General features: G+C 69.1%; 27 protein-coding genes. 9 read left to right on the top strand and 18 right to left on the bottom strand.

The features are described from left to right. Positions 1-52 precede the first annotated feature (52 nt). The gene (locus DM480_RS06300) at positions 53-457 is read left to right on the top strand and encodes a response regulator (protein WP_198665909.1); all 405 of its coding nucleotides are present in this window, start codon (positions 53-55) and stop codon (positions 455-457) included. Here the strand turns inward: DM480_RS06300 and DM480_RS06295 are convergent. From DM480_RS06295 to DM480_RS06270, 6 genes are all read right to left on the bottom strand, one after another. Continuing rightward, positions 444-1,985, bottom strand: coding sequence for a sensor histidine kinase (locus tag DM480_RS06295; RefSeq protein ID WP_232834143.1), 1,542 nt, complete (start codon positions 1,983-1,985; stop codon positions 444-446). The two genes, DM480_RS06300 and DM480_RS06295, sit on opposite strands and share 14 nt — an antisense overlap. Positions 1,986-1,987: 2 nt before the next feature. Continuing rightward, complete coding sequence (ssb, locus tag DM480_RS06290) at positions 1,988-2,578, bottom strand: single-stranded DNA-binding protein (RefSeq protein WP_115378076.1); 591 nt, start codon at positions 2,576-2,578, stop codon at positions 1,988-1,990. A gap of 9 nt (positions 2,579-2,587) precedes the next feature. Beyond that, positions 2,588-4,453 carry a ferrous iron transporter B gene (gene feoB, locus DM480_RS06285; protein ID WP_115378075.1) on the bottom strand — a complete coding sequence of 622 codons (1,866 nt, stop codon included), beginning with the start codon at positions 4,451-4,453 and terminating at the stop codon, positions 2,588-2,590. 2 nt (positions 4,454-4,455) lie between these two features. Then, entirely contained in the window at positions 4,456-4,716 is a 261-nt protein-coding gene (locus tag DM480_RS06280; RefSeq protein WP_232834142.1) for a FeoA family protein, read from the bottom strand. A gap of 177 nt (positions 4,717-4,893) precedes the next feature. Continuing rightward, positions 4,894-5,448: a COQ9 family protein gene (locus DM480_RS06275; protein ID WP_443026402.1), complete on the bottom strand. Its 555-nt coding sequence runs from the start codon at positions 5,446-5,448 to the stop codon at positions 4,894-4,896. A gap of 95 nt (positions 5,449-5,543) precedes the next feature. Next, positions 5,544-6,527: a DMT family transporter gene (locus DM480_RS06270; protein ID WP_115378072.1), complete on the bottom strand. Its 984-nt coding sequence runs from the start codon at positions 6,525-6,527 to the stop codon at positions 5,544-5,546. Between the two features lie 54 nt (positions 6,528-6,581). Here DM480_RS06270 and DM480_RS06265 point away from each other — a divergent pair, with 54 nt between their 5' ends. After that, entirely contained in the window at positions 6,582-7,655 is a 1,074-nt protein-coding gene (locus DM480_RS06265) for an alkene reductase (RefSeq protein WP_115378071.1), read from the top strand. Positions 7,656-7,694: 39 nt separating this feature from the next. Here the strand turns inward: DM480_RS06265 and DM480_RS06260 are convergent, their stop codons facing one another. From DM480_RS06260 to gltX, 10 genes are all read right to left on the bottom strand, one after another. Continuing rightward, entirely contained in the window at positions 7,695-8,138 is a 444-nt protein-coding gene (locus DM480_RS06260) for a hypothetical protein (RefSeq protein ID WP_125471482.1), read from the bottom strand. Beyond that, a complete protein-coding gene (locus tag DM480_RS06255; RefSeq protein WP_232834141.1) occupies positions 8,135-8,641 on the bottom strand; it encodes a GNAT family N-acetyltransferase in 507 nt (168 codons plus the stop codon). The genes DM480_RS06260 and DM480_RS06255 overlap by 4 nt, the downstream gene beginning before the upstream one ends. 40 nt (positions 8,642-8,681) lie before the next feature. Next, positions 8,682-9,101: a 6,7-dimethyl-8-ribityllumazine synthase gene (ribH, locus tag DM480_RS06250; protein WP_115378068.1), complete on the bottom strand. Its 420-nt coding sequence runs from the start codon at positions 9,099-9,101 to the stop codon at positions 8,682-8,684. 21 nt (positions 9,102-9,122) lie between these two features. Beyond that, entirely contained in the window at positions 9,123-10,253 is a 1,131-nt protein-coding gene (ribB, locus tag DM480_RS06245; RefSeq protein WP_115378067.1) for a 3,4-dihydroxy-2-butanone-4-phosphate synthase, read from the bottom strand. Continuing rightward, positions 10,237-10,860, bottom strand: a complete 624-nt coding sequence (locus tag DM480_RS06240) for a riboflavin synthase (RefSeq protein WP_115378066.1) — start codon at positions 10,858-10,860, stop codon at positions 10,237-10,239. The genes ribB and DM480_RS06240 overlap by 17 nt, the downstream gene beginning before the upstream one ends. After that, positions 10,845-11,918, bottom strand: coding sequence for a bifunctional diaminohydroxyphosphoribosylaminopyrimidine deaminase/5-amino-6-(5-phosphoribosylamino)uracil reductase RibD (gene ribD, locus DM480_RS06235; protein ID WP_115380912.1), 1,074 nt, complete (start codon positions 11,916-11,918; stop codon positions 10,845-10,847). Before ribD ends, DM480_RS06240 begins: the two co-directional genes overlap by 16 nt. Before the next feature lie 20 nt (positions 11,919-11,938). Further along, on the bottom strand, positions 11,939-12,286 hold the full coding sequence (locus DM480_RS06230) for a hypothetical protein (RefSeq protein ID WP_115378065.1): 348 nt from the start codon (positions 12,284-12,286) through the stop codon (positions 11,939-11,941). A gap of 95 nt (positions 12,287-12,381) precedes the next feature. Next, the gene (locus tag DM480_RS06225) at positions 12,382-13,059 is read right to left on the bottom strand and encodes an energy transducer TonB (RefSeq protein ID WP_115378064.1); all 678 of its coding nucleotides are present in this window, start codon (positions 13,057-13,059) and stop codon (positions 12,382-12,384) included. Positions 13,060-13,196: 137 nt separating this feature from the next. Further along, positions 13,197-13,715 (bottom strand): hypothetical protein, encoded by a 519-nt coding sequence (locus DM480_RS06220; protein WP_115378063.1) that lies wholly within the window; start codon positions 13,713-13,715, stop codon positions 13,197-13,199. Positions 13,716-13,789: 74 nt separating this feature from the next. Further along, positions 13,790-15,124 (bottom strand): glutamate--tRNA ligase, encoded by a 1,335-nt coding sequence (gene gltX, locus DM480_RS06215; protein WP_115378062.1) that lies wholly within the window; start codon positions 15,122-15,124, stop codon positions 13,790-13,792. 203 nt (positions 15,125-15,327) lie between these two features. Between gltX and DM480_RS06210 the strand changes: the two genes are divergently transcribed. Next, positions 15,328-16,263, top strand: a complete 936-nt coding sequence (locus tag DM480_RS06210; RefSeq protein ID WP_115378061.1) for a ribose-phosphate pyrophosphokinase — start codon at positions 15,328-15,330, stop codon at positions 16,261-16,263. A 198-nt stretch (positions 16,264-16,461) separates the two neighbouring features. Here the strand turns inward: DM480_RS06210 and DM480_RS06205 are convergent, their stop codons facing one another. Continuing rightward, a complete protein-coding gene (locus DM480_RS06205; protein ID WP_115378060.1) occupies positions 16,462-16,794 on the bottom strand; it encodes a pilus assembly protein PilZ in 333 nt (110 codons plus the stop codon). A gap of 25 nt (positions 16,795-16,819) precedes the next feature. Then, positions 16,820-17,338, bottom strand: coding sequence for a sterol desaturase family protein (locus DM480_RS06200; RefSeq protein WP_115378059.1), 519 nt, complete (start codon positions 17,336-17,338; stop codon positions 16,820-16,822). A gap of 131 nt (positions 17,339-17,469) precedes the next feature. Between DM480_RS06200 and sucC the strand changes: the two genes are divergently transcribed. The 6 genes from sucC (at position 17,470) to DM480_RS06170 (ending at position 22,865) form a co-directional block, all read left to right on the top strand. Then, positions 17,470-18,669: an ADP-forming succinate--CoA ligase subunit beta gene (gene sucC, locus DM480_RS06195; RefSeq protein ID WP_115378058.1), complete on the top strand. Its 1,200-nt coding sequence runs from the start codon at positions 17,470-17,472 to the stop codon at positions 18,667-18,669. A 194-nt stretch (positions 18,670-18,863) separates the two neighbouring features. Beyond that, positions 18,864-19,610: an electron transfer flavoprotein subunit beta/FixA family protein gene (locus tag DM480_RS06190; RefSeq protein WP_115378057.1), complete on the top strand. Its 747-nt coding sequence runs from the start codon at positions 18,864-18,866 to the stop codon at positions 19,608-19,610. 111 nt (positions 19,611-19,721) lie between these two features. Beyond that, the gene (locus tag DM480_RS06185) at positions 19,722-20,651 is read left to right on the top strand and encodes an electron transfer flavoprotein subunit alpha/FixB family protein (RefSeq protein WP_115378056.1); all 930 of its coding nucleotides are present in this window, start codon (positions 19,722-19,724) and stop codon (positions 20,649-20,651) included. 285 nt (positions 20,652-20,936) lie between these two features. Beyond that, a complete protein-coding gene (locus DM480_RS06180) occupies positions 20,937-21,260 on the top strand; it encodes a metalloregulator ArsR/SmtB family transcription factor (protein ID WP_115378055.1) in 324 nt (107 codons plus the stop codon). Further along, entirely contained in the window at positions 21,242-21,901 is a 660-nt protein-coding gene (locus DM480_RS06175; RefSeq protein WP_115378054.1) for an SdpI family protein, read from the top strand. Before DM480_RS06180 ends, DM480_RS06175 begins: the two co-directional genes overlap by 19 nt. A gap of 25 nt (positions 21,902-21,926) precedes the next feature. Beyond that, complete coding sequence (locus tag DM480_RS06170) at positions 21,927-22,865, top strand: alpha/beta hydrolase (RefSeq protein ID WP_115378053.1); 939 nt, start codon at positions 21,927-21,929, stop codon at positions 22,863-22,865. The last annotated feature ends 1 nt before the right edge of the window (position 22,866 follow it).

Here is a 22,866-nt window from a genome sequence, read left to right as displayed (position 1 = left end):
CGGAACAAATGAGCTTAACATGGGTTTGGCAAAGCCAAAGCCGGAAAGTGTGATGAGCAAGACCGCCCTGATCGTCGAAGATGAGATTTTCGTCGCGCTCGATCTCGAGCGGATCCTGCTCGACGCCGGCTATCAGGTCGCAGCGATCGCGGCGGACAGCGCAAGTGCGCTCGAGGCGGCGCCCGCCTGCGGCTTTGCCTTCGTCGACGTCAACCTGCGCGATGGGCCCACGGGCCCGCAGATCGCACGCCGCATCGCGAATGATTACGGCGTCAAGGTGGTGTTCGTCACCGCCAATCCCGCGCAGATCGACGACGCGGGCGAGTGCGCGCTCGGCTACATCCGCAAGCCGTTCAGCGAAGCGGCGATCCTGGCCGCCGCCGCCATGGCGACCGACGGCACGCCGGCCGCCGGCGCGACCGACGGAGTCGTGATGCTGCGCCCTAGCGCCGGCTGAACGCGGCGGTCGGGATCGTCACGGTCGCGGCGAACCCGCCCTCGTCCCAATCCCGTTGGACCTCGCCGCCGAGCTGACGCACCGCGGCCAGTTCGATCAGCTGGCTGCCGAAGCCATTGGACTTTTCGGGCACCTCGACCCGCGGTCCGCCGCGCTCCACCCAGGCGAGTGTCACGGCCTCGTCACCGCGCCTCACGGTCAGCGTCACCGTGCCCCCGTCGGTCGACAGCGCGCCATATTTGCTCGCGTTGGTCGCCAGCTCGTGGAACAGCAGCGCGAGCGGTGTCGTCGACCGATCGTCAATGACGATGTCCTCGCCCTCGATCGCGATCGGCAGCCGCCCGTCCCGGCGATAGGGTTCGAACAGTTCGGCGAGCAATCCGTGAAGGCTGTCCTGGCGGACAGACGGCCGTGCGCTGGTCGCGCTGTGCGGGCGCACGAAATCGTGCGCCCGGCCGAGCGCAGTGATGCGTTCGCGCAGGTCCGCGGCGGTCGCGGCGAAGTTGGGCTTGCCACGCGCGGCGAAGGAGATCAGGCCGGAAACGACGGCAAAGATGTTCTTGATACGGTGCGACAGCTCCTGGCTGACGATCTCCCGCTCCTCGAGCGCCAGTTTCTGCTCATGGATATCGGTGCAGGTGCCGAACCAGCGCGTGATCCGCCCCTCGCCATCGCGGATCGGCAGCGCGCGGCCCAGCACCCAGCGGTACGTGCCGTCACGATGGCGCAGCCGATATTCGATCTGATAGGGATCGCCCGTCGCCAGGCTGTGCCGCCAGACGCTCCACGCGCGATCCTGGTCGTCGGGATGGAACATGTCGTTCCACCCCTCGCCATCGGTCGACCCCGGCGGGGTACCGGTGAATTCGTACCAGCGCGCATTGTAATAATCGTGATAGCCGTCGGGCAGCGTCGACCAGACCATCTGCGGCATCGTGTCGGCCAGCGTGCGGAACCGGTCCTCGCTGTCGGTCAGCGCGCGTGCCGCGACATTGGCCTGGTCGCGGCGCTGCGTCGCGTCGCGGTGATCGGTCAGCCGCGCCATGACGTTGGCGGCGAGCACCTCCAGCCCCTGCAGCTGCAGGGGGGTCAGCCCTGCGCGCGGGTGATCGTCGAGCACGCACAGCGCGCCGAGCGGCACGTTGCCGTCGCCCCGCAACGGAACCCCGGCGTAGAAGCGGATGAACGGCGCCGCGGTGACGAGCGGGTTGGTGGCGAACCGGAGGTCGTCGTGCGTATCGGGCACCACGAGCGCCCGTTCCATGCGGATCGTGTGGTCGCAGAAGGAGATGGCGCGCGGCGTCCTCTCCATTGCCAGCCCGGTCTTGGCGAGGAACAGCTGGTCATCGTCCTCGATCAGCGTGACGAGCGCGATCGGCGTCTCGCACAAGGCGGCGGCGAAGTCGGTGATCTGCTTGAGCGCGGCCGAATCGCGCAGCGAGCGGGGCTGGTAGCTGGCCAGAAGCGCCAGCCGCGCGCGCTCGTCGATCCGCCAGCCCGGTGCGCTAGGCGTAGGAGCGGGGTCCACGATCAGAACGGTACGTCGTCGTCGAGATCGTCGGCGAAGCCACCCGGCTGACCACCGCCGAAGCCACCGGCATTGCCGCCACCCCGGTTACCGCCCGACTGGCCGCCGCCGAAGCCGCCACCGCCGCGGTTGCCACCGCCACCGCCATAGCTGCCCGCGGCGCCGCCGCCGAAATCGTCACCGCCACCCCATTCGTCGCCGCCGCCGCTACGGCTGCCGCCGCCCTGGCCGCCACCGCCGCCGGGCCCGTCGAGCATAGTCAGCACGGAGTTGAAACCCTGCAGCACGACCTCGGTCGAATATTTGTCGTTGCCCTGCTGATCCTGCCATTTGCGGGTCTGCAGCTGGCCTTCGATATAGACTTTCGACCCCTTGCGCAGAAAGCGTTCGGCGACGTTGGCGAGGCCTTCGTTGAAAATCGCGACCGAATGCCATTCGGTCTTTTCCTTGCGCTCGCCGGTGTTGCGGTCCTTCCACGATTCGGACGTCGCGATGCGCAGGTTCACCACCTTGCCGCCGTTCTGGAACGTGCGCGACTCGGGGTCGCGCCCCAGGTTGCCGACGAGAATGACCTTGTTGACGCTGCCTGCCATGAAACCCTCTTAGAGGCCGGCCAACGTTGCCAGCCAGAATGTGATCCCCGCCATGACATAGGCCGCCGCAAAAAGGTAGCCGACCATGAAGAGCGGCCACTTCCAGCCGTTGGTCTCGCGCCGCGTCACCGCGATGGTGGAAATGCACTGCGGCGCGAAGACGAACCACATCAGGAAGGCGAGCGCGGTCGGCAGCGTCCAGCGACCGCGGATCTGGTCGGTGATCCGGTCGGTCCCCTTCCCGTCGGTGTCGTCAATCGCATAGACGGTGCCGATCGCGGATACCGCGACCTCGCGCGCCGCCATCGCGGGCAGCAAGGCGAGCGCGATGTCGCGGTTGAAGCCGATCGGCTTCACCACCAGTTCGATGCCGTGGCCGATCCGCCCGGCGATCGAATAATCGACCGGGCTGATCCCGCTGCCTTGCGGAGGCTTGGGGAAGGAGAGGAGCAACCACAGCACCATCGTCGTCGCCGCGATCGTGGTCCCTGCGCGCTTCAGGAAGACGAGCGCACGCTGCCACAGGCCGAGCGCGATGTCGCCGATCCGCGGCACCTGATACTTCGGCATCTCCATCATGAAGCCGGACGAGGCGCCCTTCGTCACCGTGCGGCGCAATATAAGCGCGGCGACATAGGCGCCGACGATGCCGATCAGCAGCAGGCCGAACATCACCAGTCCCTGCAGGCGGACGAAGGGCAGCACCTGCACGTCGGGGATCATCGCGCCGATGATCAGCGTGTAGACCGGCCAGCGCGCGCTGCACGTCATCAGCGGCGCGATCAGGATCGTGGTCAGCCGGTCCTTCTCGTCCTCGATCGTGCGCGTCGCCATGATGCCGGGCACCGCGCAGGCGAAGCTGGACAGGAGCGGGATGAACGCGCGCCCCGACAGGCCGACCGTCGCCATCAGCCGGTCCATCAGGAAGGCGGCGCGGACCATATAGCCCGACGATTCGAGCATCAGGATGAACAGGAACAGGATCAGGATCTGCGGCAGGAACACCACCACCGCGCCGACGCCGGCGATCAGGCCGTCGGCGAGCAGCGAGCGGAAGAAGCCGTCGGGCAGATGCGTCGTCACCAGACCCTGCAGCCCCGCGAAGCCGGCGTCGATCGCGTCGGCGGGCACCTTCGCCCAGCTGAAAACCGCCTGGAACATGACGAACAGGATCGTCGCGAGCAGCAACGGCCCGGCGACGGGGTGCAGCGCCACCGCGTCGAGCAGGTGCATCCAGCGCCGTCCGCTCGTCTCCGCCACGGTCGCCGCGCTCGCGATCTTGCGCGCGCGGCGTTGCAGCGTGACGATATCGTCCTGCACGCTGCCGTCGGAGGAGCGCAGGGGCACGACGCCGGTCGTCGGCACGATCGCGCGGCCGAGTGCGGCGCGCAGCGCATCGAGCCCGCGGCGGCGCACCGCGACGGTCGGGATCACCGGCACGCCCAGCTCGCGCTCCAGCACCGCCGGGTCGAGCGTCAGCCCGTCGCGTTCGGCAAGGTCGATCATGTTGAGCGCGACGACGACGGGCAGGCCGAGCGCGATCAGCTGCAGCGTGAAGCGCAGATGGTTGTCGAGGTTGGCGGCGTCGACGACGACGACCAGGGCGTCGGGCAGCCGCTCGAGCCCGCTCTTTCCGGTGACGACGTCGCGCGTCACGCGCTCGTCGGGGCTGGACGGATCGAGGCTGTACGCGCCGGGCAGGTCGATCAGCTCGACCGGGCGACCGTCGTCGAGCGCTAGTCGGCCGGAATGGCGCTCCACCGTCACGCCGGGATAATTGCCGACCTTCTGCCGGGCGCCCGTCAGCGCGTTGAACAGCGCGCTCTTGCCGGCGTTGGGATTGCCGACCAGCGCGACCAGCGGCGCTTGGTTCATCCCTATTCGGCGGGAAGCGGGACCGAGACCTGGATCGCGGCGGCGACCGCGCGGCGCAGCGCCACCGTCATCCGGCCGATGCGGCACGCGATCGGCCCGCCGCCCAGGCGCGCGCGATGCAGCACCTCCACCGGCACGCCCTCGTCGAAGCCGAGCTCGCGCAGACGGCGCGCCTCCGGCTGGGACAGGCGGGTCCAGTCGATCGCATCGACCGTGGCGGCGTGATGGCGCGGCAGCGTCTCGAGGTTCAGCTTGGACAACACCACACCTCTATAAGCGCGGTGCGATTGATTATCAATTACCGTTTATCCTCCCCGGCACGGGGAGGGGGATCGCCGCAGGCGGTGGAGGGGGCGTGCGGCAGGCGTTGCGCTGCGTGGCGGCCGCCCTCCACCAGCTTCGCTGGTCCCCCTCCCCGCGAGCGGGGAGGGTAGGGGGAATTACACCACCGGATACCGCAACCGGCCGATGAACCGCGACAGGCTGGGCCGGTGTTCGGCGCGGCGGATCATCCCGGCCTTCGCCTTCTCGAATCGCATGATCCCCTCGATCCGCCGGCCGAGGAAGGCGCGCGTGTCGGCGAAGCCATCGCTGTCGTCATCGAGGAACACCGTCAACGTCGCGGCATAGACGCCGAGCAGGATCGTGCGCTTGGTGTAATGGTTGTAATCAGTCGCGGTATCGCCCGCGAGCCGCCACATCGCATCGACGCTGCGCCAGCCTAGCTTCGCGGCGCGGCCGACGTTCTGCGGCATCGCGAGGATGGCGAGCGCGCGGCGCAGCGCCTCGCGATCCTGCGCCATCGCGGTCAGGCGCGCGGTGACCAGTTCGTTGATCCGCGTGCGGATCGGCATCGCTTTCAGCGTCTCGGCCGGGAGCGCCGCGGTCATCGCCGCATCGACGTGGGCGAACCATGCGTCGATCATGCCGACCGCGCCGTCCTGGAAGGCGAGTCGCGCAATGTCGCGGTCGACGCCGGCCGCATCCGCCGCCATGTCGCGCGCCGCATCGCCCCAGCCGTCGAATGCGGCGTTGGCGGCGATGCCCGGCGCCAGCGCCAGTCGGATTTCGTCGAGTGTCATGTCCTCGGTCATGCCCGTTCCTCCTGCGCTTCCTGCGGGCGGGGCGCAACCTCGCCGCGGCGCACCAGCACCAATGCCGCCGCCACCAACGCGACGCCGACCCAGTCGGCTCCGTGCAGCCGCTCGCCATAGGCGATCCAGCCGATCGTGCCCGCGACGATCGGCTGGATGAGCAGGGCGATGCCGACGACCAGCGGCGACAGCTGGCCGATCGCGAAGATCATCAGGCCCTGGCCGATCACCTGGCTGACCAGCGCCAGCGCGATCAGCGGCGTCCAGTGATGCGGCAGGATCGTCTCGCCCAGTGCCCAGGCGTAGAGCAGCAGCGGCAGCACGCTCGTCGCGCTGGCCAGCGCAATCGTCGGCAGCGGCGCCATGCGCACGCGAATGCGCGCCATCATCGCGATGTAGAGCGTGTAGAGCAGCCCGGCGAGGATGCAGAGCAGGTCGCCCGCGAGATTGCGCGGATCGAGCTGGTATGAGCGGCCGAGCAGCAAAGCCGCCCCCGCCGCGGCGAGCGCCAGCGCGACCGCCTGCCCCCGCGTCGGCCAGGCGCGCGCGACGAGGAACCCGTACAGCGGGTAGATCAGAATCGCGCAATTGCCGAACAGCGTGGCGTTGGCGAGCGTGGTGCGCACGATGCCGAGATGCCAGCTGCCGAGATCGCCGGCGAAGGCGACGCCCGATACGATCAGCAGCACGACGAGCCCGCGCGGCAGGCGCGCCGGCCGCGCGCCGCTGGCGATGGCCAGTGCGGCGAGGAAGGGGACCGCCAGCGCGATCCGCCAGAAGGCGGCGGAGACGGGTCCGACGTCCGCCAGCCGCACGAACCACGGCCCGAAGGCGAGCGCGACGTTCGCGAGCACCAGCGCGGCGAAGGCGAGCGGGTGCGCGGGCGGCGTCGCCGGCGCCGGTGTCGCCGCGACGGACCCGGCTCCGCCGATCTGCGTTAGGGGGCCAACAGTTTTTCTTTGCGACCTATCCTGGTGCATGCCTCCCTGTAGCGTCCTATCTGCCCCGCGTCAGGCAACAAAACGGAGTGTTCGATGACGAGTCTGTTCGACCCTATCCGCTACGGCGATATCGCCGCCGCCAACCGCGTGGTGATGGCGCCGCTGACGCGTGGCCGCGCGACCGACGATCACGTGCCGACCGAGATCATGATCGATTATTATCGCCAGCGCGCCGGCGCCGGCCTGATCGTCACCGAAGGCACGGGGGTGAGCCGGCTGGGCCTCGGCTGGCCCAACGCGCCGGGGCTGTGGACGGACGAACAGGTCGAAGCGTGGAAGCCCGTGACCGAGGCGGTGCATCAGGCCGGCGGCAAGATCGTCGCGCAGATATGGCACATGGGGCGTCTCGCACGGCCCGACGTCACCGGGCAGCAGCCCCTGTCGTCGTCGGCGACGCGCGCGCCCTATCACAAACCGGAAAACCCCTATGCCGAGGCGAAGGCGGCGACGCTGGACGACATCGCCCGCGCGCAGGATGAGTATGCCGATGCGGCGCGCGCGGCGATCCGCGCCGGCTTCGACGGGGTGCAGCTGCACGGCGCCAATGGCTATCTGATCGACCAGTTCCTGCGCGACGGCACCAACCATCGCGACGACGATTACGGCGGCAGCCCGGAAAACCGCATCCGCTTCATGCGCGAGGCGGTGGCGCGCGTCGTCGATGCGATCGGCGCGGGGCGTACCGGCATTCGCCTGTCGCCCAACGGCGAGACGCAAGGCGCGGACGACAGCGATCCGGCCAGCGTGTTCGTACCTGCGGCCAAGGCGCTGAACGACCTCGGCATCGCCTTCCTCGAACTGCGTGAGCAGGGTCCGGACGGCACGTTCGGCAAGACCGACGTGCCCAAGCTGAGCCCCGAAATCCGCAAGGTGTTCACCGGCCCGCTGATCCTCAACCAGGATTACGAGAAGGACACGGCGCAGGCCGATCTCGATTCGGGGGTCGCCGACGCGATCGCCTTCGGCCGCAAGTTCATCGCCAACCCCGACCTCGTCGAGCGCCTGCGCCGCGACGCGCCGCTCAACCAGGACGATCCCAAGACTTGGTATACGAAGGGCCCGGAAGGCTACACCGACTATCCCGCGCTGGAAACCGAGGCGGCCTGACGATCTAATCCTCCCCGCTTGCGGGGAGGATATCATTTTTCACGACGCTTCCCGCGCCACCCGATCCAGCCACTCTGTCACCCGCCGACGCACACCAGCTCGCACCTTGTTCTGCGCCAGCGCGGCCAGGACGAGGAGGATAGCGGGCCAGAATACCGCGGCGACGACCAACGCCACCGCGAGCGCGATCAGGCCCGCAAAAGCTCCGTTGACGATCCGCGCGCTGCCGGGATCGAGGCGGATCGTGCGCGGCCCGTGGTCGTCATAAAGCCGATGGGTGGTCAGATCGGCGGTGCCGTCGAAGCTGACCTTGCGCAGCCAGGCATGGGGCGACCCCGGCGTCGTCAGAGGTGTGGCGCGCGGTGTCGATGGAGGCGCGGCGCGCGCGTGAGACGTGGCCCGCGCGCTGGTATGCGTGTCGATCACCTCGAGCCGTCGCCCGCGCTCCACCACCTTCCAGCGCGAGGGCGGCGGCGTCATCATGCGCGGCGCCGCGCGCGCCAGTCGGCGGCGCTCTGGCCCCAGGCGTCGACGCGGAAATCGGCGAGCGGGGGCGGCAGCGTCACGGGTCCGCCGTTGCTCGCGCCCAGCCGCCGTGCGAGCGCGATCGAGGCGTGGTTGTCGGGATCGATCGTGTGGATGATGCGCGTCCAGCCGAGCACGTCGACCGCATAGTCCATCGCCGCGCAGGCCGCTTCATAGGCATAGCCGCGGCCGGCGAATCCGCGCTGGATGCCCCAGCCGATTTCCGTTCCCGGCCAGCCCTCGGGCTGATGCGGGCCGACGCGGCCGACCCAGTCGCCGCTGTCGCGCTCGATCACCGCGAACATCGAAAAGCCGCGGATCATCCACGCGCCTGCCATGCCGCAAAGGCTGCGCCAGGCGACTTCGCGCGACTGCACGCCGCCGAGGAAGCGCATCGTCTCCGCGTCGGCATGAAACGCGGCCCAGCCCTCGAAATCTTCCCCGCTAAGCGGCCTGAGCATCAGCCGCGGCGTGAAGAGAACCGGGCCTGCGCGCATCGCCTCAGCCGAGCCGGTGCTTGAGCGCGAGCATCGCAAGCGCCGCCTCGGCCGCGCCGCCGCCCTTGTCGAGCTGCGCGGGGTCGGCCCGGCGGATCGCCTGGTCCTCGTTCTCCGTCGTCAGGATGCCGTTGCCGATGGCCAGGCCATCCATCGTCAGCGCCATGATCCCGCGCGCGCTCTCGTTCGAGACGATCTCGAAATGATAGGTTTCGCCGCGGATGACGACGCCGAGCGCGACGAAGGCGTCATATTGGCCGGTTTCCGCGGCCATCGCGATCGCGCCGGGCACCTCCAGCGCGCCGGGGACGGTCACCGTCGCGTGGCTGTGGCCGGCGGCCTCGATCGCGGCACGCGCGCCGGCGAGCAGCATGTCGTTCAGATGGTCGTAGAAGCGCGCCTCGACGATGAGGATATGGGCCATGAGCGTTCGTCTTTCGAAAGATCAGTCGATCGGCCGTTCGCCGACGATCGACAGGCCGTAGCCGTCGAGGCCGACGAGCGTGTGATGCGTGTTGGTAAGCAGCACCATCTCCTCGACGCCCAGCTCGGTCAGGATCATCGCGCCGACGCCATAGTCGCGCAATTCCTCCATCTCCGCCGGCGGCAGCGTGCCCGCCTTCGCCTGCAGCGCGACGGTGAACTGGTCGGGGCGGGGGCGGTTGATGACGACGACGACGCCCGCGCCTTCCTCGCCGATGATCTCCATCGACCGGCGCAGCAATTCGGCGCGCCCGCCGCCCTCGCCGAAGATGTCGGCGAACGGGGAGAGCGCGTGCATGCGCACCAGCGTCGGCGTCGCCGGATCGACCTTGCCCTTCACCAGCGCGATCTGCTCGGATCCGGTGGCGCGGTTCCAGAAGGTCATCGCGGTCCACTCGCCGCCCCATTCGCTGCTGAAGCGGGCTTCCGCGCGCTTCTCGACGAGATGGTCGTGGCGGCGGCGATAGGCGATGAGGTCGCGGATCGTGCCGATCTTCAGGTTGTGGCGCTGTGCGAAGGCGACGAGGTCGTCGAGCCGCGCCATCGTGCCGTCGTCGTTCATGATCTCGCAGATCACGCCCGACGGGTTGAGCCCGGCGAGGCGCGAGACGTCGACCGCCGCCTCGGTATGGCCGGTGCGCACCAGCACGCCGCCGTCGCGCGCGACGAGGGGGAAGACGTGGCCCGGCGTCACGATCTCCTCGCGACCCTTCGACGCGTCGATCGCGACCGCGACCGTGCGCGCGCGGTCGGCGGCGGAGATGCCCGTCGTCACGCCGTCGCGCGCCTCGATCGAGGTGGTGAAGGCGGTTTCGTAGCGCGTGCCGTTGTTGCGGCTCATCAGCGACAGGCCGAGTTCCTCGACCCGCCGCTTGGTCAGCGCGAGGCAGATCAGGCCGCGGCCGTGCGTCGCCATGAAGTTGATCTTCTCCGGCGTCGCCATCTGCGCCGGAATGACGAGGTCGCCCTCGTTCTCGCGATCCTCGTCGTCGACCAGGATGAACATCCGGCCGTTCTTCGCCTCGTCGATGATCTCCTCGGGGCTGGAGAGGAAGGCGTGGCGGAGCGATGCCACCTTAGCGGGACTGGCCACGATAATGTTCCATGCGTTGGAGGTAGCGGGCAAGGACGTCGATCTCGATGTTGACGCGCTGGCCCTCGGCAAGATCGCCCAGCGTCGTCACCGCCTGCGTATGCGGGATCAGGTTGACCGTGAAATGGGTTGTGTCGCCCTTGTCCTCGACCGCGTTGACGGTGAGCGAGACGCCGTCGACCGTGATCGACCCCTTGGTCGCGACGAAGGGCGCGAGGTCCGCGGGGATGGCGAAGCCGATGCGGTGCGAATCGCCGTCGGGACGGATTCCGACGACGGTCGCGACGCCGTCGACATGGCCGGTGACGATATGGCCGCCCAGTTCGTCGCCCAGCTTCATCGCGCGTTCGAGGTTGAGCCTTTGCCCCTCGCGCCACTGGTCGGCGGTGCGCGCGATCGTCTCGCCCGAGACGTCGACCGCGAACCAGTGCGCGCCGCCCGTATCGGTGCCCTTGTCGACGACGGTCAGGCAGACGCCCGAACAGGCGATCGACGCGCCGAGGTCGATGCCGGCGGGATCGTAGGCGGTGAGGATGCGGACGCGGGTGTCGCCGCGGTGCTCGACCGCGTCGATCGTGCCGACGTCGCTGACTATGCCGGTGAACATAGGATGCGCTCGTAGACCTCGAGCCGATCGCTGCCAAGCGGGCGCGCGTCGATGCAGCGCCAGCGCCCGTGCGCGGCGGCGAGGTCGGTCAGGCCGATGTCGCCGATCGCGGCCAGCCCCGCGCCGACGATGACGGGCGCGCGATAGAGCAGCAGGCGGTCGACGAGGTCGGCGGCGAGAAACGCGGCCGCCGTCCCGGCACCGCCCTCGACGAGGATGTGGTCGCCGGGAAGGCTGGCGATGGCATGGGGGGAGGGGATGACGACCACGCTGCCCAATCCATCATCTGCCAATCCCTCGTCATCCCGGCGAACGCTGGGACCGACGGATGGCGGCGTGCTTTCGCCTCCGGCCATACCGGATCCATGGGTCCCGGCGTCCGCCGGAATGACATCAGAGCGAGTGGAGGAAAGCACCACCCTCAGCGGGCTCCGTGCCGCCAGCCCGGGCAGCCGCACGTCGAGCGCCGGCCGGTCCGCATCCCATGTCCTCCGTCCGACCAGGATCGCCTCATGTCGGCTGCGCTCGAGGTGTGCATGCGCGCGCGATTCGGGGCCGGTGATCCAGCGGCTCGCCCCGTCGGGAAGCGCGATGCGGCCGTCGAGCGAGGTGGCGAGTTTCAGCGTCACGAACGGGCGACCGAGCCGGCGCCGGGTCAGGAAACCCGCCATGCTGCGGCGCGCGTCGTCGCCGCCCACCCCGTCGGCCACCGCGATTCCCGCGGCGCGCAGGCGTCGGAAGCCGTCGCCATCGGTGCGCGGATCGGGATCGCGCAGCGCCGCGACGACGCGCGCGACACCGGCCGCGACGAGCAGGGACGCACAAGCCGGACCGCGCGCGCTTTCATGGGCGCAGGGTTCGAGCGTGACATAGGCGGTGGCGCCCCGCGCCGCGTCGCCGGCCTCTGCCAGCGCCATCGCCTCCGCGTGGGGGCGGCCGCCCGGCTGCGTCCAGCCGCGGCCGACGACGCGGCCGTTCAGGACGATGACGCAGCCGACGTTGGGGTTGGGCGCCGTGCGACCGCGCGACCGCGCGGCGAGCGTCAGCGCGGCGGCCATCCAGCGCCGGTCGTCCGCGCCTACAGCCCCCACTTGTTCATCGTGTCGTCGACCGCCTTGAACTGCGCGCGCATCTTGTCGACGCGCGCGTTATAGGCGTCGATCTCCTTGTCCTTCTTCAACTTGTCGATCGCCTGCTGCGCCTTGATCTGCGCGTCGGTCCGGTCCGCGGTCCATTGCTGGACGTAGATGATCTCCGGCGGTTTGGGCGGAATGTCGTAATCGTTGCGCGCAAAGGCGTAGATGAAGAAGCCGGTGATCGCGACCGCGGCGGCGAGGAAGCCCAGTTCGTGCCGCTGCCGGCCTGCCAGAAACAGGCGCAGATCCTTGTAGGCGCGAACCGGCGAAAAGCGGCTGAAGAACTGCATGGCAGCAAAGATAGGAGGACCGGCGCGCCGCGACCAGCCCTCCCGATCCGATCCGATCCGATCCGATCCGCCCGGCGCCGGCCGGACGTGCGGTATCAATCGTCCTCCAGCACGAAGCGCAGCGTCATCGTCCGCCACGCCTCGACCGGCACGTCGCCGCGGGTGCCGGGACGGAAGCGCCAGCGCGACAGCGCTTGCGCCTCGGTCGCCTTCCAGAAGGCGTCGCTGGTCGCGTCGACCCGCTCGATCTGCTTCACCCGGCCATCGACGCCGATCAGCGCGTGTACGGTGACGCGGCCCTCGCGATTGGCGCGCCGCTCGGCGGCGGGATAGGGCGGCTGCAGCGCGTCGGCGTAGCGTGGGTCGATGCTGGGCGCGACCAGCGGCGGGAGCGGCGTCGCGACCGGACCCGGATCGACGCGGACGACGGGGTCGGCGCCGATCCGGTCGCCGTACGTCGGCGGAGCAAAGGTCGGATCGACCGTCGGCACGATCGTGTCGCGGATGACGGGCACGTCCGGCCGCGGCGCGACGATGACCTCGTCGGGCACGCGCGCACTCTTCTCGTGCGGCTCGGGCTGCGGCGTGGGCGGGGGCGGCGGCGGGTCGCTGGGGACGGTGTAGGTGTCGAGCGGGCCGTCGGCCGGCGGCGTCGGCAGGACGTGCGGGGCGGCGAAGATCAGGGCCGCGACGAGCGCGGCGTTGATCGCCACGGCGGCGGTGAGGCCGGTCGGGCTGAAGCGGGTCGGTCTGGCGTAGCGGTCTGCGTACATGGAACCTCTCCTGACGATCTTATGGCGGGTCATTCTCCTGCAGGACATATAATGTTACATCATCACGTATCATCGTCAAGACATGCGTGTTCGTCATCGGGCGACCGCGATCTCGTCCGCTGTCGTGTTGAAAGAGCCTAGCCGCGCAGGCGCGCCGCTACGCCATCCAGCGCGCGCTGATAGCCCGCCTGCTCCGCCGCGCTCAGGAAACCTTGCGCCCGGACTGCGCCGGCGACGCCGTCGCGTACCCGGCGCAGGTCGCGGTGGAGCATCGCCGCGCGATGCGGCGGCAGCCGCCGCGCGTCGATCGCATGCGACAGGGCGGCGATTCGCTGCCCGAACCGATCCTGTTGCATCCGGTCGACGTGCCACGCGCCGCCGGTCCGGTTCGCCTCCAGCCCGGTGCCGCGCACCGAGCGGACGAACAGCGCCGGGCTGGTCAGCCGCCCGCGGACGCGCGGCGCCATGACGCTGCCGATGCGGGCGCTGTCGAAGCGTACGAAGCACCCCGTCTTGTGCGCGACGTCCTGCAGCCGGCTGTCCATCCGCTGCGGCGGCAGGTCGACCCACAGCGGACCGGGCAGGCAGGCCGCCTTCGCGGGCGCTGTGGCAAGGAGGCCGGCGGACAGCAGGACAGCGGCAAGACGGTGGCGCATGGCGGGCTCCGCAAAGCAAAGGGTCGATATCGCGCCCAACGTGCCGCGGCGGTGCGCGCTCCATGACGATCGCGTCACGTAGCGGCGCCGCGCAGCCGCTCCACCGCCCGGTCGCGCCCGACCAGCGGCAACAGCGCCGCCATGTCCGGGCCTTGGTCGCGGCCGGTCAGCGCCTGGCGCAGCGGCAGGAACAGCGCCTTGCCCTTGCGCCCCGTCCGCGCCTTCAGCGTATCGGTCAGCGCGTGCCACGGGTCGCCGCCCCAGTCGATCGACTCCGCCGCCTCGGCCGCCTGCGCCAGGAAAGCGCGCGTTTCCGCGTCGAAGGCTGGGGCATCGACCGGCCCCTCGATCACGTGCCACCAGTCGGCGGCGTCGGCGACGCGCGACAGATTGGGGCGCACCGCATCCCATTCCGCTGCGCCCATTCCGGCGGGCAGCCGGTCCGCCACCGCCGCATGCGGCAGCTGATGGATGATGCGCGCATTGACCTGCGCCAGTTCCGCCTCGTCGAAGCGCGCGGGCGCGCGGCCGAAGCGCGCGAAGTCGAGGCTTTCGATCAGCGGCGCGGGGTCGATCACGGGCTCGACGGGATCGCTCGTGCCGATCCGCGCGAGCAGCGCGATCACCGCCTGCGGCTCGATCCCCTGTTCGCGGAAATGATCGACGCCCAGCGAGCCGAGCCGCTTCGACAACTTGCCTTCCGCCCCGGTCAGCAACGCGGCATGGCCGAAGCGCGGCGGAGCGACGCCCATCGCGGCGAACATCTGCAGCTGCAGCGCGGTGTTCGAGACGTGGTCCTCGCCCCGCACCACATGCGTGATGCCGAGGTCGGCGTCGTCGATCGCGGAGGGCAGCATGTACAGCCAAGATCCGTCGGCGCGGCGCACGACGGGGTCGCTCATCGTCTTCGGGTCGAACCTTTGTGGCCCGCGGATCAGGTCGTCCCACGCCAGCGGCGCGTCATGGTCGAGCCGGAATCGCCAGTGCGGGCGCACGCCGTCCGCCTCCAGCCGGTCGCGCTCCGCCTGCGTCAGCGACAGCGCGGCGCGGTCGTAGACGGGCGGCAGGCCGCGCCCCAGCAGCACCTTTCGCTTCAGGTCGAGCTCCTGCGCGCTTTCATACGCCGGATAGATGCGCCCCGCCGCGACCAGCGCGTCGAACCGCGCCTGATACAGCGCGAACCGTTCCGACTGGCGCACTTCCAGGTCGGGGGTCAGCCCCAGCCAGGCAAGGTCGGCGCGGATCGCGTCGACGTACCGCTCCTCCGACCGTTCCGCATCGGTATCGTCGATACGCAGCACGAACCGCCCGCCCCCCTGCCGCGCCAGCATCCAGTTGTGAAGCGCGGCACGGATGTTGCCGACATGCAGCAGGCCGGTGGGCGAGGGGGCGAAGCGGGTGACGGTCATACCGCCAGCGCCTTATCAGCGCGGCGCGCATGGACAAGCGTGCCGCTCAACGCCGGTCGCGCGCAGGCCGGCGCACCGTCGCGACCAGCCGGTCGGCCTCGCCGATCCGGAACGTCGCCTGTCCCGCCACGCGATACCCTTCCCTTTGCGCAATTGCGATTCGACGACTAAGGCGCCTCGCATCTCGGGCGGGAGCGTAGCGCATGAAATTGATGACCGGCAATTCGAACCTTCCGCTGGCGAAGGCGATCGCGGGCTATCTGGAATTGCCGCTGACCGAGGCGCTGGTGCGCCGTTTCGCCGACGAAGAGATTTTCGTCGAGATCCAGGAGAATGTGCGCGGCGAGGACGTGTTCGTCATCCAGTCGACCGGCTTTCCCGCGAACGACAATCTGATGGAATTGCTCATCATCATCGATGCGCTGAAGCGCGCGTCGGCAAAGCGTATCACCGCGGTCATCCCGTACATGGGCTATGCCCGCCAGGATCGGAAGCCTGGGCCGCGCACGCCGATCTCGGCGAAGCTCGTCGCCAACCTGATCACCGTCGCAGGCGCCGATCGCGTGCTGTCGGTCGACCTGCACGCCGGGCAGATCCAGGGCTTCTTCGACATCCCGACCGACAATCTCTACGCCGCGCCGGTGATGAGCGCGGACATCCACGCGCGCTTTTCGGGCAAGAACCTGATGGTCGTCTCGCCCGACGTCGGCGGCGTGGTGCGCGCGCGCCAGCTCGCCAAGCGGCTCGACAACGCGCCGCTCGCGATCGTCGACAAGCGCCGCGAGCGCGCGGGCGAATCGGAGGTGATGAACATCATCGGCGACGTCGAGGGGCGTTTCTGCATCCTCATCGACGATATCGTCGATTCGGCCGGCACGCTCTGCAACGCGGCGGCGGCGCTGCGCGAGGCGGGGGCGGAGGACGTCGTCGCCTATGTGACGCACGGCGTGCTGTCGGGCGGCGCGGTCGCGCGGGTCGAGGGATCGGCGTTGCGCGAACTCGTCATCACCGATTCGATCGGCAACCACGAATCGATCGGAAAAGCGGGCAAGATCCGCCACCTGCCGATCGCGCCGCTGCTCGGCGAGGCGATCAAGCGGATCGCGGACGAAACCAGCGTGAGCAGTCTGTTCGACTGACCGCAGGCGCGGCCACGTCCGCGCCGATGCGCAAAGCGCAGCGGTCAGTCCGGCCAGCGGGCGCGCGAAAGCGCGATCCGTCTGACGTGACGACGCCGGCGAAGCCGTCGTCATGACGTCGGACGGGCTCGGCTGAGGCCGACCCGCCGGCCGAGCCAGCGCTTGCGCTATCGCGCATCGGCGCGGGCGTGGCCGCGCCTAGCGCTGGCTGAGCGCAATAATATGCTCGAACACCGCCGGGTGCAGCGGCTTGGCGAAGGCGCAGCCGTACTGGGACTTGTCGCGCCACGCGACCACCGCCTCCAGCCCGGCGAGGCCCGGCAGCGTCAGCCACACGACGGTGCCCGGCCACAACGTGAAGCTCGTTTCCGCGCGAAAGCCCGACAGCGACAGGTCGGTGACGTCGATCTCGAAGCGGGTCTGTCCCCGGTCGCGCAGGTGCGCGCGCATCCGCACGGCCTTGCGCAGCGACTGGCGATGGTCGCCGCCATCCAGCGATTCGATCGGCCCGTTGAAGCTCGGCTGTTCCATGGCGCCCGGTATAGGCCTGCGAAGGTTACTTTTCTGCCAACGACGCCTCGCGCGCCGGCGCGCGCACGCCGGCGCGCTGGCGCCGCTTCAGCTCCGCCTTCAGCGCCTCGGGCTTCGGCGCGACGAGGAAGCCGAAGCTGACCGTGCCCTCCTTCGTCTCGACGACGTGATGCAGCCGGTGCGCCTGGATGATCCGCTTCATGTACGCGGATCTGGGCAGGTATCGCGTCGGCAGCCGCCTGTGGACGATGACGTCGTGGAACCCGAAATAGATCGCGCCATAGGCCGCGATCCCCGAGCCGATCCACGCGCAGCCCGGCCACCAGCCCAGCTGCACCCCGCCGAGCAGCAGCACGAACGACGGCACCGCGAAGATCGCGGCATACAGATCGTTCAGTTCCCAGTTGCCGTGACGCGGCCGATGATGGCTTTCATGCAGGAACCAGCCCGGCCCATGCATGATCCAGCGGTGGGCGGCATAGGCGAACGCCTCCATGCCGGTCACCGTGCCAAGGAAGAGGAGAATGCCGAACGGCCAGGCCATAGATGTTCCGTCTATTGCGATGCACTTGCATTAAGGCGGGGCGCGCCCGCAAATCCGGGGTGGATTCATCTGGCCGCCTGTGCGAAGGGCGTCGCCAACTCTCCATATAGTAGCATGAGGCGAGGCAGGCCATGAACATTCACGAATATCAAGCCAAGGAACTGCTGGCGAAGTTCGGCGTGCCCGTTCCGGCCGGCTTCGCCGCGATGAGCGTCGAGGAGGCGGTCGAGGCGTCCAAGAAGCTGCCCGGACCGCTCTACGTCGTGAAGGCGCAGATCCACGCCGGCGGCCGCGGCAAGGGCAAGTTCAAGGAACTGCCCGCCGAGGCGAAGGGCGGCGTCCGCCTCGCCAAGACCGAGGACGAGGTCCGCCACGCCGCGACCGAGATGCTCGGCAACACGCTGGTGACGATCCAGACGGGCGAGGCCGGCAAGCAGGTCAATCGCCTGTACGTCACCGACGGCGTGGACATCGCCAAGGAATTCTACCTCGCGCTCCTCGTCGACCGCGCCACCGGCCGCGTCGCCTTCGTCGTCTCGACCGAGGGCGGCATGGACATCGAAGAGGTCGCGCATTCGACGCCGGAGAAGATCCACACCTTCGCGGTCGATCCGGCGACGGGTTTCCAGCCGCACCACGGCCGCGCCGTCGCCAAGGCGCTCGGCCTGACCGGCGATCTGGCCAAGCAGGCGCAGAGCCTCGCGTCGAAAGTCTATGCCGCGTTCCTCGGCACCGACGCAGCGCAGATCGAGATCAACCCGCTCGCCGTCACGGACGACAACAAGCTGATGGTGCTCGACGCCAAGGTCGGTTTCGATTCGAACGCGATGTTCCGTCACAAGGACCTCGCCGAACTGCGCGACGAGACCGAGGAAGACCCGGCCGAGATCGAGGCGTCGAAGTACGACCTCGCCTACATCAAGCTCGACGGCGACATCGGCTGCATGGTCAACGGCGCCGGCCTCGCCATGGCGACGATGGACATCATCAAGCTCAACGGCATGTTCCCGGCCAACTTCCTCGACGTCGGTGGCGGCGCCAACAAGGAAAAGGTGACGGCCGCGTTCAAGATCATCCTCAAGGATCCCAACGTGAAGGGCATCCTGGTCAACATCTTCGGCGGCATCATGCGCTGCGACATCATCGCCGACGGCATCGTCGCGGCGGCGAAGGAGGTGAACCTGCAGGTCCCGCTCGTCGTCCGGCTCGAGGGCACGAACGTCGAGAAGGGCAAGGAGATCCTCGCCAATTCCGGCCTCGCCATCGTGCCGGCCAATGACCTGGGCGATGCGGCGAAGAAGATCGTCGCGGAGGTCCAGAAGGCGGCGTGATCGTCTCCGCCCTCTGACAGGTGAAATCGCGCGGGCTCGGACACCATGTCCGGGCCCAATGCGTTTGGGGCGGCAAGGATGCCGTAGCGGCAGGCTTTTCCATACTGAACTTGCGAAAACGGCGGAAAACCGCCATATCGGCCGTCGATACGGAGCCTTCGAACGGCTCCGGCGGCAAGACTGGAAGGACGCTGATGAAGGTGCTGGTCCCGGTCAAGCGCGTGCTTGACTATAACGTGAAGCCCCGGGTGAAGGCGGACGGGACGGGGGTCGACCTCGCCAACGTCAAGATGAGCATGAACCCGTTCGACGAGATCGCCGTCGAGGAAGCCATCCGCCTGAAGGATAAGGGCGTCACCGAGATCGTCGTCGTGTCGATCGGCGAGCCCAAGGCGCAGGAAACGATCCGCACCGCGCTCGCCATGGGCGCCGACCGCGGCATTCTGGTGACCTCCGACGAAAAGGTCGAGCCGCTCGGCGTCGCCAAGATCCTCGCCAAGATCGTCGAGGAAGAGCAGCCGCAACTCGTCATCCTCGGCAAGCAGGCGATCGACGACGACAACAACCAGACCGGCCAGATGCTCGCCGGTCTGCTAGGCTGGGGCCAGGGCACCTTCGCGTCCAAGGTCGAGCTTTCGGCCGACGGCGTCACCGTGACGCGCGAGGTCGACGGCGGGCTGGAGACGGACACGTTCACGCTCCCCGCGATCGTCACCACCGACTTGCGCCTCAACGAGCCGCGCTATGCGTCGCTCCCCAACATCATGAAGGCCAAGTCGAAGCCGCTCGCGCAGAAGACGGCGGCCGATTACGGCGTCGACGTGACGCCGCGACTGAAGACGCTCAAGGTCGTCGAGCCGGCGAAACGCAGCGCGGGGATCAAGGTCGCCGACGTCGACGAGCTCGTCGCCAAGCTGCATGCAATGGGCATCGCCAAATAGGCACCCTTTTCCGTTCGCCCTAAGCTTGTCGAAGGGCTGTACTTAGACACCGGTTCGAAAAGGGCAGGGCTTCGACAAGCTCAGCCCGAACGGGGTGAGAGGATCGAAACGATGAAGACTCTGGTTTGGGTCGAACACGACGGCGCCGCCGTCAAGGACGCCACGCTGTCGGCAGTCACCGCCGCAGCGAAGCTGGGCGAGGTGCATCTGCTCGTCGCGGGCGAGGGTGTCGATGCCGTCGCGCAAGGTGCGGCGAAGATCGCCGGCGTCGGCAAGGTCCACGTCGCCGACGACGCGGCCTATGCGCATGCGCTCGCGGAGAATGTCGCGCCCCTCGTCGTCGAGCTGATGGGCCACCACGACGCGTTCGTCGCGCCGTCGACCACGACGGGCAAGAACGTCGCGCCGCGCGTCGCCGCGTTGCTCGACGCCATGCAGATCAGCGACATCCTGTCGGTGGAGGGCGAGGATACGTTCACCCGCCCGATCTACGCCGGCAACGCGATCGCGACGGTGCAGACGTCGGATGCCAAGAAGGTCATCACCGTGCGCGGCACCGCCTTCGAAAAGGCGGCGGCAGACGGCGGATCGGCGACGATCGAGCCGGTCGCCACGACGGGCGACAAGGGCGTGTCCAAGTTCGTCGGCGCCGAGATCGCGCAGAACGCGCGGCCCGAGTTGACCAGCGCGAAGATCATCGTCTCGGGCGGCCGCGCGCTGCAGAACGGCGAGAACTTCCACGCGCTGATCGAACCGCTCGCCGACAAGCTGGGTGCGGGCGTCGGTGCCAGCCGCGCCGCGGTCGACGCGGGCTTCGTCCCCAACGACTATCAGGTCGGCCAGACCGGCAAGATCGTCGCCCCCGAAGTCTATATCGCCGTCGGCATCTCCGGCGCGATCCAGCACCTCGCCGGCATGAAGGATTCGAAGACGATCATCGCGATCAACAAGGACGAAGACGCGCCGATCTTCCAGGTCGCGGACATCGGCCTGGTCGGCGACCTGTTCAAGGTCGTGCCAGAGTTGACGGAGAAGCTCTGACGGCGGCGGGCGGGCCACGCCCCGCCGATGGCAGCGGGCGTAGCCTCGCTGCCAGCCGCCGGCTCGGCCAGCGGCGCTGCAGCGCCGTCTGACGTCATGCGACGCGGGATTCACCCCCGCGTCGTTTTTGTTTGGCGGCAGCCTCTTTTCGATCGCTCGAAGCCGATGCGGTTGCCGCACCAGTGCCCTGTCCGCCTGCGACCTTCTCAGAAACCCACACTCATCCCCCTTGCCATCGTTAGGCGATCAGCTTATTAGGCAAATCCCTAACGATTTGCTGCCGACGTGGACACCATCTTCGAAGCCCTGGCGCATCCGACGCGCCGCCGCATTCTGGAACTGTTGAAGGGCGGTGGGATGAGTGCGGGTGCGATCGCGGAGCGGTTCGACGTGTCGAAGCCGACGATGTCGGGGCATTTCGCCAAGCTGCGCGCCGCGGGGCTGGTGCAGGCGGAAACGCGCGGCACCAGCACGATTTACACGCTCAACCTGTCGACGCTGGAAGAGGTGATGATGGCCTTCATGGCGCGGCTGGGCGTGGGCGCGGGCGATCCCGCGGCGGGGACGGCGGGCAGGACGCAGGAGGACGCATGGCATACCGGGGATTGAAGACCGCATCGGCGCTCGTCGTCGCAGGGATGGCGCTGGTCGCCGCGCTCGCGTTGCACCGCCTGCCGCCGGGGACGCAATTGCCGACGCATTGGGACATGGACGGGACGGTCAACGGCACGATGCCCGCCGCCGCCGCATTGTTCTTCGGCGTCGGCGTCACCGCGGCGATCAGCCTGGTGCTCGCCGCGGTGCCCGCGCTCGAACCGTTGCAGGACAGGATGGCGGCGAGCGCGCCCGTCTATCGCGCCGCCTGGGCAGGGACGCTGGGGCTGATGGCGGTGGTGGAGGCGAAGATCGCGGCGCCGGCGTTCGGCTGGGATCTGCCCGCGATGCTGCCGCTGGCGGGCGCGGGGCTGCTGCTGATCGTCATCGGCAATGTGCTGCCCAAGTCGCGGCCCAGCTTCTTCGTCGGGATCCGCACGCCGTGGACGTTGACCGACACCGACAATTGGGTGGCGACGCACCGGCTCGGCGGGCGGACGATGATCCTGGGCGGGGTGCTGCTGATCGCGGCGGCGATGCTGCCCGTGTCGGCGGATGCGCGCATGGCGCTGCTGTTCGCCGCGATCGGCGTCGCGGTGGTGCCGCCGGTCGTCTTTTCATGGTGGTTCTGGCGGCGCCGCGCGGTGCGTGGCTGATCGCTGCTAGAGGGGGAGGAAAAGCATGTTGCTGATCGCCGTGGCGCTGGCCGCATCCGTCACGGGTGCCGATATCGCCGCCGCCGGGCCGCAGGGGCCGCTGAAGGGGACGTACGTCGACGCGGGCAAGGGCGCGCCCGTCGTGCTGATCCTCCCGGGATCGGGTCCGACCGATCGCGACGGCAACAACCCGATGGGGATCAAGGCCGCGCCGTACCGCCTGCTCGCGGAAGGACTGGCGGCGCAGCGCGTCTCCACCGTGCGCATCGACAAACGCGGCGCCTTCGCCAGCGCGGGCGCGGTGGCGGACGGCAATGCCGTGACGCTGGACGATTACGTCCGCGACACCGCCGCCTGGATCGCCGTGACGCGCGCGCGCACCGGCGCGCGCTGCGTCTGGCTGCTCGGGCATAGCGAGGGCGGGCTGATCGCGCTCGCCGCCGCGGCGGGCGGGACGCGCGACATCTGTGGGCTGGTGCTGGTCGCGACGCCGGGGCGGCCGCTGGGCGTGGTGATGAAGGCGCAGCTCCGCGCCAATCCGGCGAACGCGCCGCTGCTCGCCGCGGCCGATGCCGCGATCGATTCGCTGGTCGCCGGCAAGCGCGTCGATCCGGCGAGTCTGCCCGCGCCGCTGCCGATGCTGTTTTCCGCCGCGGTGCAGGGCTATCTGATCAGCGTGCTCGGCGTCGACCCGGCGGCACGCGCCGCGCGCGTCACGCTGCCGATGCTGATCGTGCAGGGAACGCGCGACCTGCAGGTATCGGTCGCCGACGCCCAAATGCTGAAGGCGGCGGCGCCGCGCGCCACGCTGGCGCTGCTGCCCGACGTCAACCATGTGCTGAAGCACGTCGACGGCGATGCGCGCGGTGCGAACCTTGCGACCTATGCCGACCCCAACCTGCCGCTTGCACCCGGGGTCGTCGATACGGTCGCCAAATTCGTCTCCGCGCCGGATCGGCGATGAT

This window comes from Sphingomonas sp. FARSPH, from assembly GCF_003355005.1.
GTDB lineage: Bacteria > Pseudomonadota > Alphaproteobacteria > Sphingomonadales > Sphingomonadaceae > Sphingomonas.
Note: the sequence above shows the minus strand (reverse complement) of the source record. Positions and strands in the feature narration are given on the sequence as shown.